Raw genomic sequence first — 15259 nt, forward strand, 5'->3', positions numbered from 1 at the left:
TAACTTGTAACTCGTAACTTGTAACTCGTAACTCGTAACTTGTAACTCGTAACTAATACGTGTAACTAAAAAAATAGACTTTTGGACTCAGACGATCATTTATGCCGTTTGGCAGACATTTTCAGTGGAATTTCAGTGAATGCTCCGTCTACTTCGGAGATTATAGCCATCATATTGGCTGCGTTATTACTACTTATATCCGGTTTTGCCTCCGCCTCGGAGATTGCATTCTTTTCTTTGTCTCCTTCCGATAAAAATGAAATAGATGAAGGAGCTCACCCTGCTGACAGTAAAGTTCGTAAATTATTGAGCAATACAGAACGCTTGCTGGCTACTGTGCTGATTACCAATAACTTTGTGAATGTAACCATCATTATGCTATGCAATTACTTCTTTATGGGTATTTTCAATTTTGCATCGCCTATTGCAGAGTTTTTAATACTTACCGTAGTATTGACCTTTCTGCTGTTGTTGTTTGGAGAGATCATACCTAAACTTTATTCAGCACAAAAAACGTTGGCTTTCACTCGTTTTGCCGCACCGGGTATTTTGATGTTTCGTACCATTTTTTATCCCTTGGCTTCGCTATTAATGCATTCTTCTACCTTTATGAATAAGCATTTAACAAAGAAGAGCCGCATCATATCAGTGAGCGAACTTTCGCAAGCATTGGATTTAACAAACAAAGAAGAACTGTCGGAAGAGAATACTATTTTAGAAGGAATAGTTCGTTTTGGTGGCGAAACAGCCAAAGAAGTGATGACTTCTCGCATTGATATGGTAGATTTGGATATTCGTACTCCTTATAAAGAGGTGCTCCAATGTATTATTGATAATGCTTACTCGCGTATACCCATATATTCAGGTTCGAGAGATAATATTAAAGGCATTTTGTATATAAAAGATCTTCTGCCTCATATTAATAAAGGAGAAAGCTTTCGTTGGCAAACGCTTATACGTCCGGCCTATTTTGTTCCGGAAACGAAGATGATTGATGATTTGCTAAAAGATTTTCAAGCCAATAAAACACATATTGCCATTGTAGTAGATGAGTTTGGAGGTACATCCGGACTTATAACTATGGAAGATATCATCGAAGAAATCGTAGGAGAAATTCAGGACGAATATGATGATGAAGAAAAAACGTACGTTGTATTGAACGATCATACCTGGATATTTGAGGGTAAAACCTTATTGACCGATTTCTACCGGGTTGCAGAAGTGGAGGAAGATTTGTTCGATAAAGTTTCCGGTGATGCCGATACGATTGCCGGATTGCTTCTTGAAGTAAAAGGAGAATTTCCTAAACTGCATGAAAAGCTTGTGTATGAAAACTATGAGTTTGAAGTGCTCGAAATGGATAACAGAAGAATCTTGAAAGTGAAGTTTTCAAAAAAATAATGCCGTTATTTAAACAATACAACCAATATCACTGCCGATGGGCTATCTGGAAACAGGAAGAAAGCATTGATCAACTTTTGATGAAACTTCCTGTGATGGGCCGTGCCGAATACCTCAAAGGCATGGAGGCTTTTACTTCCGAATCTCGACGGCTGGAGTGGTTGGCTATTCGTGTGTTGCTTTTCGAACTCTTAGGAGAGATGAAGAAGGTGCTCTACGAACCTTCCGGGAAACCTTATCTGGCCGATGCTTCTGCCCATATAAGCATCTCTCATACCAAGGGATATGTGGCTGTTATTGTAAGCCGGCGGCATGAGGTGGGTATTGATATAGAACAATACAGAGATCGTGTGTTGAAGGTAGCCCATAAATTTGTGCGCGAGGATGAGAAGGCACATATTAACCCCGAAAAAGAAATACTCTCTCTGCTCCTGATATGGTCTGCCAAAGAAGTTATGTTTAAATGTATGAATGAGAGTGAAGTAGATTTCCGAGCGCATTTAATGGTGGAATTACCCGCCGATTCCAAGCCCTTTATGAACTGTCGCGAGTATCGTACATCCCTAAGAAAACGTTTCCTGATTTATTACTTAACTCATCCCGATTTTGTGATGACGTGGACGATAGAAGAGCCGGAACTTTAAGCTGAAGATTTTTCTTGCGGCCGTGGCAGGATATTGTAGCGGCCGTGGCAGAATATTGGAACGGCCGCAAGAGTTTTCTTCAACGGCCGCAAGAAATCATCTTTACTCGTTTTGTTGAGAGGCAAAAAAACGCTCTATTGCTTTTGCCTTTTCTTCGTTACGCTGTTGTCTGCGTTTTAATCTGTTTCCTTTCATAGATATGGCATCCACCAATTCATTGAGAGTTTTCAATTTGTAACTTACATAGGTTCTTCTATTGAGCCCTATTTCTGTTATCATATTGCGATCTTGAATGATGTTGAGTAATTTGTGGTATTGATATTTAGAGGTGTATTTATCATGAGCCTTTTTAAAGGTTTTGTTTTTAAGAAGTAATGTCAGTTCATCCTTATTCTTTGCTCCGAACATTCTGCATTTAATCATATCCGAGGTGGTGCAGGCAAATTCTTTATTTCCTATGATAGATAAAATGCCTAAATACATGGCCCATACGGCACGCTCATCTGCCTGCATCTTATCTTTTTGGGTGTAGATATTCATCATTACCTTGCCGTTTAAAAGGATAAAGGGGCAGCCTTCGAAAGAGTATTTCTTCAAATGTTCATTCACCAGGAGAATGGTGTATTTAACGGTTTCCGTATTCAACTCAAGCATTTTATAGACTTGGCGTATTTTATACCAGGCCATTAATAGATGGTGAAAATCGGGATTCTCTTCACTGTAACTTAACAGATATTCGAATTCTTCCTCCGGATTAAATTCATTTCCCGAAGTATCGAATCCGTTATAATCCTCATCGTAAGGGAAATCAACCATCGTATGGAATGTATGTATAAGCTGGTCGGTAAGGCCTTTTAAGTCTCTGTAAATGCAATAAATGAACTCCTTGTATGCATCGTTTTCAGAAACGTTTATTTTGTTTGCAGTAAAATATATGCCAACATGGAACATCGTATTAATAGTTTCTGCATCTACAATTAACTCTTTCAATAGGGGGAGGGGAATGAGTATAAACGGATTTTTCTCCATGTGTTTGTTTGGTTATTTAATGAAAGACAAATATAAGGAAGACTTTTTATTTGCTGAAATGATATAGCTAAACGAATGTTAAAAATGAGACACTTTAATAATGATCATCCTATGTGTCGTCTTATGCATCGTTCTATATATGATTCTATGTGTCGTCTACATTAATAACTATATATTAAATAGCTATATATTAAATAACTATTATAATAGCATACATTCGTTTTTAAGAAAAACAAATGCTACTATCTTTTTTAATCATTCTTCTTTTATGATTCGGTTTTAGTTCTTATGTTTGTATTTTAGGTAGGCCTTGTTTCTCAACAAAGCCTATCCGGATACTTAAAACAACCAACAAAAGAAATAGATAACTTCTATCTATTGCTTTTATTTATCTTATAAATAAAAGTTCTCTGTATTTGGGCAACGTCCACATTTGGTTGTCCACAATCAGTTCAAGCTTGTCGATGTGATAACGGATTTCGTCGAGCATAGGGGCGATGTTATCATGATAGTTGATGGCTTTTTCGCGTTCGTCTTCAATTTTGTTAGCTACCTTACGGGCCTCAATCATAGCATCTACGTGTTCTTTAATGAATCCTACGCGGTCGGCAATTTCTTCAATCAGTTCCAGGTTTCGGCAGCAAAGTTTTTTCCATTTATCGTCCGGATACAGTTCTTTCATTTTGTAAACGTTGTCAATCAAATCGGTTTGATATTGAGTGGCTACGGGAATGATGTGGTTCATGGCCAGATCGCCCAATACGCGAGCTTCAATCTGGATTTTCTTGGTATAGGTTTCCCACTTTACTTCGTTGCGGGCTTCCAACTCTATTTTGCTCATCACTCCTGTGGTTTCGAACATGGCAATGGTTTCGGGTTTCAGGTAGTTGTCGAAGATAACAGGCACGCTGGTTTCGCAATCCAAGCCACGTTTTTGAGCTTCTTCTTTCCATTCGTCGCTGTAACCGTTGCCATCAAAATGGATGGGCTTGCATATTTTGATGTATTTACGTATTACGTCCAGCAGGGCCGATACTTTGGGTTCGCCTTGTTCAATCAGTGCATCTACATCTTCTTTGGTATTTACTTTGTTGATGGCCTTTAGTTTTACGATTTACAATATAGAGAGTTACTCTAATCGTAAATCGTAAATTGTCCAATCGTCAATTAATTATAGGCCGATTCTCCATGTTCGTATACATCCAATCCTTCTTCTTCGACACGTGGGCTCACGCGGAGACCATGAATCTTGTCGAGTGCTTTGAAGATGATATACCCCATGCCAAGTGCCCATGCGCCTACCACTAAGGCACCAAATATTTGAGCTCCGAGGAATTGCCAGCCACCACCGTAGAGTAAACCTTCTTCTGTGGCAAGAAATCCGGTAAGTACAGTTCCTAAGAAGCCGCATACGCCATGTACAGATGAGGCTCCTACAGGATCGTCTATTTTCAGTACTTTATCGATGAAATCTACAGAATAAATCATAGTAATTCCCGATAAAGCACCGATGATAACAGCTCCTACGGGCGAAACAATATCGCATCCGGCTGTAATACCTACCAACCCGGCCAACACACCGTTTAATGTGAGCGATAACGATGGTTTGCTGTATTTGCACCAGCTGAGTATCAAGGCAAAGAAACCACCGGCGCAAGCCGAAAGGTTGGTGGTTAAAAATACGTGCGAAATGGCAAGCCGATCGGCTTCTCCGGCTGCTGCCAATTGAGAACCGGGGTTGAAGCCAAACCATCCGAACCAAAGGATGAAAACTCCCAAACAGGCCAGCGTCAGGTTGTGCCCGGGGATGGCTCTCGACTTACCATCTTTTGTGCAATGTCGCCTCTTTCTTTACATCCTCGAATTTTGTTTTGCGGATGATAGCTTCAATCTTTTTCATAATTTAAAATAATGAGTGTTACCTGAAAACGTTTTAATTACCTTCTTTAAAAACTAATACCAAATGCAAAGTATGCTTTTTCCGTATTCGGATTTACTGTTATTTTGGCAAATGCAGGTAGGGAGAATGAGTCGGTGATTTTGATGTTTTTACCGGCTGTTAGTCCAACATTTACTACATTAAATCCATCAGAATAAGCTCCCTCCCAAGGAGTAAGTCCTACTTCTGCCGAGAAATCAAATTCGCCGAGTTTGAAAGGAACCATCACTTCCGCATAACTGGAGTAGGCACGATCCATGCTACCATCACTCTTTGCCTTGTAGTAGTCGGCTCCCGCAAAATTGGTGTTCCAGCTTACTGAAAGCGGTCCGAAATCATAACCAACGGTTGCCTCGTACACATGATCGGTTTCTTTGGAGGCATACTTAAAGTATTTTCCGCCATAATCGAACCAATAATCGGTTACTGCTACACTAAATCCTCCGGCGTTATAGCCTAACGTAAGATCAAGTTCTTTCGTGTCTTCTTTTTCTATACCTACCGATCCCCATGCGCTTAATGAGAATCCGTATTTACCTACTGCTATAGAGGGTTGTATACTCACCCCTCCGCAGTCTTGCCCACGCCAGATGTAATTGCTTACTACATCGGCACCTACTGAAACCTCTACATTGTTCTGCGCATTTGCTGTTAGTGTACTAAGTGCAATCACTAAGGCTGCTGCCATTACCCTGAACTTGTTTTGAATCATTTTTTTCATTGTCCTTTTACCTTTAATAGTTAAAATAATGTGAATCTCAATCTCTATTCTTTATTCTTTTCATGGCTTCTATGCAATCGTCATGTTCGCCGAAGGCAGTGAGCCGGATATAACCTTCTCCGCTGGGGCCAAAACCTACCCCGGGTGTTCCTACTACATGGGTTTCGTGCAGAATTTGTTCGAAGAAACGCCAAGAGGGAGTTCCTTTCGGTGTTTTTACCCATAGGTAAGGGGCGTTTTCACCACCATATACTTGCAGTCCGCACGCTACCAATCCGTCTTTCATGATTCGGGCGTTAGTCATATAATAATTGATTGTTTGCTTTATTTGTTCTTTGCCCTCGGGGGTGTAGATGGCCTCCGCGGCACGTTGAGTAATATAAGATGTTCCGTTGAACTTAGTGCTCTGTCGACGGTTCCAGAGGCTGTTCAATGATATGCGTTCTCCTTGCGGAGTAGTGCCTGTTAGTTCTTTGGGTACTACGGTGTAGCCGCAACGTATGCCTGTAAATCCGGCTGTTTTGGAGAAACTGCGGAATTCGATAGCGCATTTTTTGGCTCCTTCAATTTCGTAAATAGAGTGGGGGATGGACGGATCTTGAATATAAGCTTCGTAGGCGGCATCGAACAAGATGAGTGTATCATTTACCAAAGCATAGTCTACCCACTTTTTGAGTTCCTCTTTGCTTAGTGTGGTGCCGGTGGGGTTGTTGGGGTAGCAGAGGTAAAGAATGTCGATTTTCTTATCCGGTATTTGCGGTATGAAGTTATTTTCGGCTGTACAGGGCATATAGACTATATTGCTCCATTTACCGTTTTCTTGCAATGTTCCGGCACGCCCTCCCATCACGTTGCTGTCGATGTAAACGGGGTAGATGGGGTCGGTTACCCCGATGTTATTATCCTGATGCAGTATGTCGCCGATGTTTCCTGTATCGCTTTTGGCACCATCGCTTACAAAAACTTCGCTGTTGCTTAGCTGAATGCCGCGAGGTGTATAGTCGTTCTTTATAATGGCTTCCGTCAGAAAATCGTATCCTTGTTCAGGACCATACCCGCGGAAGGTACTTTTGTTTGCCATTTCGTCTACCGCTTTATGCATGGCTTCGATGCATGCAGGTGCCAGTGGCTGTGTAACATCTCCGATTCCCAGGCGGATAATGTCCTGATCGGGATGTGTGGCTTTGAATGTATTTACTTTTTTGGCGATGTCCGAAAATAAATAGCTTCCGGGCAGTTTCAGGAAATGTTCGTTAACTAATGCCATATTGTTGTCTTTTATTGGTTTATTTCGATTTTTCCATCAAATACTTTGGTTGCCGGTCCTGTCATCATAATGTGGTTGGTTTCTTTATTCCATTCGATGGTCAGCGTGCCTCCGTCCATAATTACATCCGGTTTTCTTTTTGTTTTTCCTGATTGTATAGCCGCTACTGCTGTGGCGCAGGCACCGGTTCCGCAGGCCAAGGTTATTCCCGAACCCCTTTCCCACACTCGCATACGTATTTTGTTTGGGCTGAGTACTTGTGCGAATTCCACGTTCACTCGTCCCGGGAAGAGAGGATGGTGCTCTATTTGCGGTCCTAAAACAGGAAGATTGATTTCCGATATATCATCTACAAATATCACCAGATGGGGGTTTCCCATATTTACGGTAGTTCCGGTAAGCTGATGTCCGGTTGATAGTTTAATTTCAATCTCTTGAATATCGCTCGGCTCATTCATATCTACTGTAACCGATGCTACTTCGTTTTTTTCGATATTCAGTTTGAGGTATTTTATTCCGGAGAGGGTTTCCAATGAGAATTCATTGCCTTGAATGTCGCCGTTGTCATAAAGGTATTTGGCTACGCAACGCGAGGCGTTTCCGCACATGGTGGCTTCCGAACCATCGGCATTGAATATCCGCATGCTGTAATTGGCAATATCCGATGAACCAATTAAAACCAAGCCGTCGCCTCCAATTCCTTTATTACGATCACTCCACAGAATGGATGTCTGCTCCGGATGTGGGATGCACTCTTTGCGGATATCTACATATATGTAGTCGTTCCCCGCTCCATGCATCTTGGTGAATCTTATTTCTTTTGTCATTTTGTAGAGGATTAATCTTTGTTGTTGTCGTTTTGTTTAATTCCTCTGCAAAGATATGTCTTTTTGTTTATATAATATCTTTTTTTGATATTAAATTTATGTTTCATTTTTGTAATTCCTTTCAATAGTTCTTCAGAAGATTACGAAGAACTAAAGGTCGATCGGTAGTGATAAAATCGACTTTGTGTTTAATAAGCCATTGCATATCTTCTTCACTGTTTACGGTCCAAACGTTTACTTTGAGTCCTAATGAGTGACATTCCGTAATCCATTCAGGATTCTTTTTAAATACCTTGCTGTTATAGTCGGGCCCTGTACAACCGATCGCTTTGAGTTCCTGAGGAGAAAGATCGCCATTGAGGTAATAAATCGGTGTGCCTTGAGGAGCCAGGCGGATGAATTCTTTGACGGCATGCAATGAAAAGGAAATATATTCCATACGCGGTTCCAATTGCATTTTGCTAACAAGTGATATGATTTGTTCGATGGCTTTGGTTTCCAACTCGGGAGTACTAAGCTTTTTCAGTTCCAGAATAAGTCGGGTTTTTAATTCGGTTCCTTTTTGAAGGTATTCGGAAAGGAGTGGCAGGCTCTCTCCGTTTTTCAGTTTGAGCCGGGTAAGCGTATCGGCTGTATTCTTTTTGATGGAGGTAAGTCCGTGAATCGCATCGTGTATAACGATCAATTTCCCGTCACTGCTCATTCTTACATCAAATTCGCAGCCATAGCAATTGATGGAATCTGCTTTTAGTAAAGAGGCAATACTGTTTTGTGCGGAACCTTGAGTATCCCAAAAACCACGATGAGCTATGACTTGGGTTTGTGACATCATATTTGCAGATATGAAAACAAATAGAGTGCAGATAACGGCTTTTCTCATAACAATTTGTAGTATGATATACAAATGTACTAAAACTTTTTATACCTTTGGCTGACAAACCTCCTAATCCGTTTTATAACATCAATTTGAATGACACAATGAACCGATCGAAGAAAGAAAAACGACTGCTACTAACCATTCGTTTGCTGATAATATTTTTTATGGCAGCATTAGTAATTTCAGGAGCTACTGCATTTCCCTTAGAAACCGAACTTGGTCTGTTTTGTAAGATACTGGGAATCTCTACCGATGTTCCTGCTGCTAATTATACCGGATTTCAACACTGGATCGCTTGGATTTATGAGGGAGTGAGTACTACCAATAAAGCATATCCGTTTTTGGCGTATGGTACCGACTGGTTGGCCTTTGCACATATTGCCATAGCCATTGCTTTCTTCGGCGTGTATTATAAGCCTGTTCGTAATATCTGGATTGTTTACTGGGCCATGATTTTGTGTGTGGCTATTATGCCTGTTATCTTTATTTGCGGATCTATCCGGCAAATTCCTTTCTACTGGCAATTGATAGATAGCTCATTTGGTATTTTTGGCATTGTTCCTTTATTAATGTTACGTTATTATATACTGAAGCTGGAAAGGTTTTACCCGGGGAGGTACTGACTTTAATTACTTTGGTGAAGATAGATGATGCATTTAAAAATAAAGATACTTCTGTGGATCATTGCCATTCCATTATTAACAGCTTGTGAGAAAAAAACTCCTTCTAAAGAGATTAGTTTCTATTATTGGAAAAGGAATGTAACCTTTGGAAAAACCGAGAAAGACTATTTTCGGAAACTGAATTGCGAGAAACTATACATACGTTTCTTTGATATTGATGTGGACTCAGAAGATTATCTGTCTCCAAAATCAAAAATAGCATTATTCAATCCTAAGGAACTGGATGCTAAATATATTCCGGTGGTGTTTATTACCAATCGTACATTCAGAAAGATGGAGTACAGTAGTCCCGAAAGCTTGGCAAATAGCACACATGGGTTAATAGAGAAGATTGTAGAGAAGAATAAAATACCTTCTCCGGACGAAATACAAATAGACTGCGATTGGACTACTTCTACCCGAGAGAACTTTTTTACTTTTCTACGCGAACTGAAAAAACTGTTTGGAGGAAAGATAACTTGTACTTTACGACTACACCAGGTGAAAGATATGGAAATGACAGGGGTTCCTCCTGTCGATAAAGTGTATCTGATGTGTTATGCTACATCATCTCCTCAGGATACGGATACTCAAAATTCAATATTAGACATTGAATTATTGAAGGCGTATACCGGGAAACTCCATAAATACCCGGTGGAATTAGATGTTGCTTTACCCCTTTATTCCTGGGGAGTGGTGACAAATCATCGTGGAGAAATACGGCTGATAAACAATGTGGATATAACCGATATGGTTCCGGAGTTCTTTAAGCAGACAGGAGAGAATACTTATGAAGCACAAGATGACTTTTTTCTGCAAGGCATATATCTGAATAAAGGTTTCACTTTGCGTATCGAAAGAATAGATCCGGCATTATTGAATGAAGCAAAATCTTATCTGGACAGTAAATTAAAGAAAAACTACCATATAGTATATTATCATTTGGATAAACCCTTTATTGAAAGGTTTACGATAGATGAACTGAAATAAAATTTAGCCGGAACATGATGAAGAAAATTCTTATAATCGTCCTTTCCTTATTGTTGTCTTCTTCTAAATTGTGGTCATGCGGATGGGATGAAGAAGAGTACTATAGCTATTATAGCCTTATCTTTTCGCAGGAACTTATTAACGATTCACGTTATTATCCTTTTCTGCTCGATTTTTATCTTCCTTATTATGAAACAGATGAAACTAAGTTTGGTAATATTGAAGAATGGAGTACCTATTTGCACATACCATACGAACAGGCTTATTATCTGGTGTTTAAAGCTTCGGAAGAAAATGTATTACGGTTGCTCGCCAACAAAAACGTAGAAGATGAACAATTAAAGTTTGCTGATAGAAACTTTGTAAGCATGCATACAGAAGCCCTGCAATACTTATTGACAGCAAAGGAGTTGGAACCTTATATGACTATTTCCGGAGCTTTTAGTAATGACTGGTCTTATTACGAGGATTCCGAAACCGATATTGATAAACTACCTTATAATCAAATTAACCTGAAACTGCAAAAAGCATGGAAACAGGCAAAGAACAAAGAGATTAAACTACGTTATGGATATCAATTAGTACGCTTTGCCCATTATAACAAGAGGTATCAAGAGGCTGTTGATCTTTTCGATTTATATGTGGAACCTTTGAACCTGAAATCAGAAATGTATTACTATGCACTTTCGCAAAAAGCAGGTGCCATAAGAGGGCTTGGAGATGTTATTACGGCTAACAGCCTTTTCTTTCAAGTCTTTTCTTATTCGATTGATCTGAAAACAACGGCTTTGTCGTCCATGAAATTAAACGAAAATGTGGACTATGAGAGTTTCCTGATGAGAGCTAAAACCATCGAAGAGAAAAATGATGCAGATTTGTTGTTGGGTTATATTTCGTTTAGTAATCCGCTGGCAAGTGCCCGGAAAATAGCAAAGCGTTCGCCCGATGCCATACAAGCTAAAGTGTTGACAGCTCGTGCTATCAGCTTTATTGAAAGTGATATTGAAAAGTACGGCGAGGTGTCGGGGTATAAAGACAGGCGTTTTCCTATTGTTAATAAGGATGAAATAAGAAATATGCAAGATGTACTGACCTTTGTAAAAACGCAAGCTGTATCGAATAAAGTAAATCAAAAAAACTACTGGAACATTACTACAGCTTATCTACTCTATTTAGATAGAAAGTATGCAGAGGCCAATGCTTACCTGCAAAAGGTAGATGTAAGCGAGGAAGGTTATCAACTCCAAAAAGATATTTTAGCCATGTTGATAGATTTAGGTCGGGAACCGATTATAAACAGAGAGGTAGAGAAACGGCTTTATGCGGAATATAATGATGTATTTATGAACAGATCTTCTTCGGAAGGACGAAGTAAGGTGGCAGCGTATGTGATTGACTTGTTATCAAACCGCTATTATCTTCAAAAAGACTATGCGAAATCTTTTATGTTGCAAAATTCATTGATTGAACTTCAGGGTAATCCGAACCTCGATTTGTTAATAGAGATAGAAAATCTATATAATAAACCCAATAAGAATACTTTTGAAGAATACTTAGTAAACGAGTTTAAAGTAGGGATTCGCACAGCTAATAATGAAGAAAAGATATCTGTGACAGACTATATCAAATATATGAAAGGGGTTATTTATCTGGCAAACGATGATTTAGAGATGGCAAAACAGATGTTTGAAACAAACAGATACTTGAGTAACTCTATTTCATCGGATGTATTTGGCTATAACCGAATAGAATGCTTTGAATGCAAAGATAATATGGCAATAGATTACTTATCGGAGTTTGATTATATAGATGATAATATATCGGAGGGAGAACTTGTATATATATTGATGCAGTTAAAAGAAGAGGCTTTGAAGAATGATTCTCGATCGGCCAAAGCCAATTATCTGTTGGGTAATTTCTTTTATAATGTTTCAGCTACAGGATATTACCGTAATTATGTTCGCTTTGGGTATGCAAGTAATAGTCAATGGTTTTTTGATACAAAGGATAAAAACAGATTGTTTAAGGATCAGATTTCCCTGAAAGATATTCCTTCCTACTTTGATAATTCGGTAGAGATAGCCAATAACTATCTTCAAACTGCATATCAGTTTGCTTCGGACAATGAGTTAAAAGCCCGTATTGTATTTGCTCTATCGAAATGCGAACAGGGAATGCATTACCAAAAACTTTTCGACAAGTACCAAGCCGACGAGTATTGGTGGAGCGGTAGAGATGAGGATTGGGTAATGATATCCAACCGTAAGTATTTCGAAGAACTTATGAAGTATAAAAACACCCGTTTTTTCAAGGAAGTGGAAACGAATTGTAAATACTTTGAATATTATGTTAGTTGTTTGTAATAGGTGTGCTCTCTCTTAATACAACTGCCCCGTTTTATGAGGATCTTTCAAATCTACCCAGAAGATATGAATAGGTTCTCCCGAATCTTGTCGGCCATTATTGTTGGCATCAAGTTGAGCGAAAACATACATTAAGTCATTCTCTGGGTCGTATTCCGATTTAATGGTTGAGTAGTTCTCGGGAACGAGTGCTTTTTGTCTTTCTCCTTTCCAATCGAATAAATAAAACCTTCTGAGGTCTTTCACATTTATAAAGCCGTCTTTATTGGTATCTTCGTTATAAACAGACACCATAAAGTAGTCTCTATGTACAGGCTTTGTGTTCAATGTATCTTTAGAGGATGTTGGATAATATAAAGTTCTGACGAGCACAGGCTTTTCAAAGAACAGTTTCTTTTTATTCTCTTTTAAGTCATAAAGAGAAACATTTACCATGTTGTAGCCAAATGTTGCTTCAATGCCCGGCATGAAATTATAATTCCAGTTATTGCCGTTGCTGTGTGCAAAATCAGAATAGTTTTGATGATAGCAGTTTGAGCCAATGAATGTAGTTTTAGTATCTCTATTCAGATTCACCTTATATATATTAGTAATTCTTATTTGAGGAATACCGGTTAGCAGTACATTGCTTGGCCGGGTTTCAATAGATAAGGAGTCGCTTTGTAAATCATCAACGTGGTTATTCTCTCTATTTTGAGCAGGGGTACTGACCTGAAAACCTTTTTCATCAAGCTTTCCTTCGGAGCAGCCGGTTAATAAAGAAATAGATAATGCAATGAAGATCGTTGACAGTTGTTTCATCTTTGTATGTTTTATTGAGATAGATGGATTTTTATGTTTGATTCTTGTTGTAAATATAGGTATTTATTCGTTTTCTAACAATCGGAACGGTGCTTTTTATATATTTTGTAAACAAAAGAGGAAGCTTTATACATTCTCTCAAAAATACATAGATGCGTCGAAAAGATGCTCTACAACGCTTTGTGGAGGTCTTTGATTTTGAGCCTTCAACTCCAATGAGTACACGCGTCAACTTCGCAAACTTGACGCGTGTACTCTTCAAACTTGATGCGTGTACTCTTTGAAGTTGATGCGTGTTTTTTTGTTTAATGGTGAGGATGTAAATAAAAAGAAAATATGCTGTGTGGAGCGTTTTTTCATGAATTTCATTAAAAAGGGAAATGAATGATTCTATATTTTTGTATCTTTATAAAATAATAGATTGAACTATAAAGAAAATCGATTATTGGGGAGAGTGAGAATGTTTTAATATAGAGGTGTATGAATAAAAAAGAAATAAAAAAGGAACTATTTAATAAATTGATGCAAGTACATGCTTTATGGTCTTTTAAAGAGCCTGAAATAAACCGGATCTCTGATGAAATGCTTATTGAGAAAGTTTTACTTCATTTAGATATACAGGATATTAATAGACTTTTTTCAATTTTTCCCAAGAAGAAGATAAAAGAAGTTTGGGTTCATCAAATTATTCCATTGGAGCCACAGTATCACTCATATAATATATTGTTTAGTCTCTTGTATTTTAATATTAAAAATCCGAATCGCTATATAAAAATGAGGTCTAATCAGTATGTTAAATCATTATTACAAAAATGAAAGGATTAGCAGTTCATACGCAGAAATTGTTTGAACCTATCAGTCAGTTAGAATGTATAAGAGAGTATGTTTTTAACTCCTAAGTATGAAATTAATCCATTACAAATTCAGGAATACATAGCAGAGGAGATAAAAAAATATAATGTAGTCATAATGAATAGGAATAAATCTTGATCACCATCAATTTCTAATAAAATCATGAATAACCAAATCAACCAACAACTCCATGCATTGGCAGAGAGCGATTACAAAGCATTTAACGAAAAACTCATTCCTACGAAGTATGCTATACTCGGCATTCGTATGCCTGCACTTAAAAAGTTGGCAAAGGAACTGGCAACAAATCCGAATGTAGAAACTTATCTTGAAAATGCAGAGTTTACTACTTACGAACATATTCTTCTTTATGGGTTGGTATTGGGACAGCTTAAAAAGCCTTCCTTGGAAACCGTGTTTCGTTATTTAGACCCTTTAATTCTGAAGTTCGATAATTGGGCACATGTAGATACTATTATTTCTTCTCTAAAAATATTCGGAAAGTACCCTGAGGAGGTACTTGCCCATTACTTGCCTCTCAAAACTGATGAAGGAGAATTTACAAAGCGTACATTTGTTATTATCCTGATGGATTATTTTATAAATGAAACCTACATAGAGAAAACATTGAAGCATTTCTCGGAAGTGCCGCAAGGACAATATTATGTGGATATGGCTATTGCCTGGGCTATGAGCGTAGGGCTTATTAAGTTTTACGATAACACTCTGCCTTTGCTGGAACAAAAAGCCTTCTCGAAGTTTGTACATAATAAATCTATCCAGAAAGCGCGTGAAAGTTTCCGTGTATCACCAGTAATTAAGGAACTGTTGAATGAAATGAAGATGAAATAACCTCTTTCCCCTGAGGAGACTGTATTTTTAGGCT

At 38.4% G+C, this 15259-nt stretch carries 13 protein-coding genes and 2 pseudogenes; 7 read left to right on the forward strand and 8 right to left on the reverse strand.

What is annotated here, in order from left to right:
• The first annotated feature begins 81 nt into the window (after positions 1-81).
• Both gldE and D0T60_RS04945 read left to right on the forward strand, forming a co-directional pair.
• The gene (gldE, locus tag D0T60_RS04940; protein WP_163217045.1) at positions 82-1401 is read left to right on the forward strand and encodes a gliding motility-associated protein GldE; all 1320 of its coding nucleotides are present in this window, start codon (positions 82-84) and stop codon (positions 1399-1401) included.
• Positions 1401-2045 carry a 4'-phosphopantetheinyl transferase superfamily protein gene (locus D0T60_RS04945; protein ID WP_163217046.1) on the forward strand — a complete coding sequence of 215 codons (645 nt, stop codon included), beginning with the start codon at positions 1401-1403 and terminating at the stop codon, positions 2043-2045. Before gldE ends, D0T60_RS04945 begins: the two co-directional genes overlap by 1 nt.
• 102 nt (positions 2046-2147) lie before the next feature.
• Here D0T60_RS04945 and D0T60_RS04950 read toward each other — a convergent pair whose 3' ends face one another.
• The 7 genes and pseudogenes from D0T60_RS04950 to D0T60_RS04980 all read right to left on the reverse strand — a co-directional run bounded on the left by D0T60_RS04950 (position 2148) and on the right by D0T60_RS04980 (position 8714).
• Positions 2148-3074: a hypothetical protein gene (locus tag D0T60_RS04950; RefSeq protein ID WP_163217047.1), complete on the reverse strand. Its 927-nt coding sequence runs from the start codon at positions 3072-3074 to the stop codon at positions 2148-2150.
• 388 nt (positions 3075-3462) lie between these two features.
• A pseudogene (locus D0T60_RS04955) lies at positions 3463-4152 on the reverse strand (glutamine synthetase type III); the annotation flags it as partial.
• A gap of 89 nt (positions 4153-4241) precedes the next feature.
• Positions 4242-4907 (reverse strand): annotated as a pseudogene (locus D0T60_RS04960) (ammonium transporter); the annotation flags it as partial.
• A 113-nt stretch (positions 4908-5020) separates the two neighbouring features.
• A complete protein-coding gene (locus D0T60_RS04965; RefSeq protein ID WP_163217048.1) occupies positions 5021-5734 on the reverse strand; it encodes a hypothetical protein in 714 nt (237 codons plus the stop codon).
• 37 nt (positions 5735-5771) lie between these two features.
• Complete coding sequence (locus D0T60_RS04970) at positions 5772-7001, reverse strand: LL-diaminopimelate aminotransferase (protein WP_163217049.1); 1230 nt, start codon at positions 6999-7001, stop codon at positions 5772-5774.
• Between the two features lie 11 nt (positions 7002-7012).
• Positions 7013-7828 carry a diaminopimelate epimerase gene (gene dapF / locus D0T60_RS04975; RefSeq protein WP_163217050.1) on the reverse strand — a complete coding sequence of 272 codons (816 nt, stop codon included), beginning with the start codon at positions 7826-7828 and terminating at the stop codon, positions 7013-7015.
• A gap of 121 nt (positions 7829-7949) precedes the next feature.
• Complete coding sequence (locus D0T60_RS04980) at positions 7950-8714, reverse strand: glycerophosphodiester phosphodiesterase family protein (protein ID WP_370524384.1); 765 nt, start codon at positions 8712-8714, stop codon at positions 7950-7952.
• Between the two features lie 41 nt (positions 8715-8755).
• Between D0T60_RS04980 and D0T60_RS04985 the strand changes: the two genes are divergently transcribed.
• Genes D0T60_RS04985 through D0T60_RS04995 form a run of 3 tightly spaced genes read left to right on the forward strand, consistent with a single transcriptional unit; the run spans position 8756 to position 12720 of the window.
• Positions 8756-9328: a hypothetical protein gene (locus D0T60_RS04985; RefSeq protein ID WP_239059493.1), complete on the forward strand. Its 573-nt coding sequence runs from the start codon at positions 8756-8758 to the stop codon at positions 9326-9328.
• Between the two features lie 24 nt (positions 9329-9352).
• On the forward strand, positions 9353-10357 hold the full coding sequence (locus D0T60_RS04990) for a hypothetical protein (protein WP_203558281.1): 1005 nt from the start codon (positions 9353-9355) through the stop codon (positions 10355-10357).
• Positions 10358-10371: 14 nt separating this feature from the next.
• Positions 10372-12720 carry a hypothetical protein gene (locus D0T60_RS04995; protein WP_163217052.1) on the forward strand — a complete coding sequence of 783 codons (2349 nt, stop codon included), beginning with the start codon at positions 10372-10374 and terminating at the stop codon, positions 12718-12720.
• 15 nt (positions 12721-12735) lie between these two features.
• On the opposite strand, the gene D0T60_RS05000 is transcribed toward D0T60_RS04995, so the two are convergent.
• The gene (locus D0T60_RS05000) at positions 12736-13521 is read right to left on the reverse strand and encodes a hypothetical protein (protein WP_163217053.1); all 786 of its coding nucleotides are present in this window, start codon (positions 13519-13521) and stop codon (positions 12736-12738) included.
• 480 nt (positions 13522-14001) lie between these two features.
• Here D0T60_RS05000 and D0T60_RS05005 point away from each other — a divergent pair, with 480 nt between their 5' ends.
• Entirely contained in the window at positions 14002-14337 is a 336-nt protein-coding gene (locus D0T60_RS05005; protein WP_163217054.1) for a hypothetical protein, read from the forward strand.
• A gap of 198 nt (positions 14338-14535) precedes the next feature.
• Positions 14536-15225 (forward strand): DNA alkylation repair protein, encoded by a 690-nt coding sequence (locus D0T60_RS05010; protein WP_163217055.1) that lies wholly within the window; start codon positions 14536-14538, stop codon positions 15223-15225.
• Positions 15226-15259: the final 34 nt, after the last annotated feature.

Origin of the sequence: Bacteroides sp. 224 (genome assembly GCF_010500995.1) — a bacterium.
GTDB lineage: Bacteria > Bacteroidota > Bacteroidia > Bacteroidales > Bacteroidaceae > Bacteroides.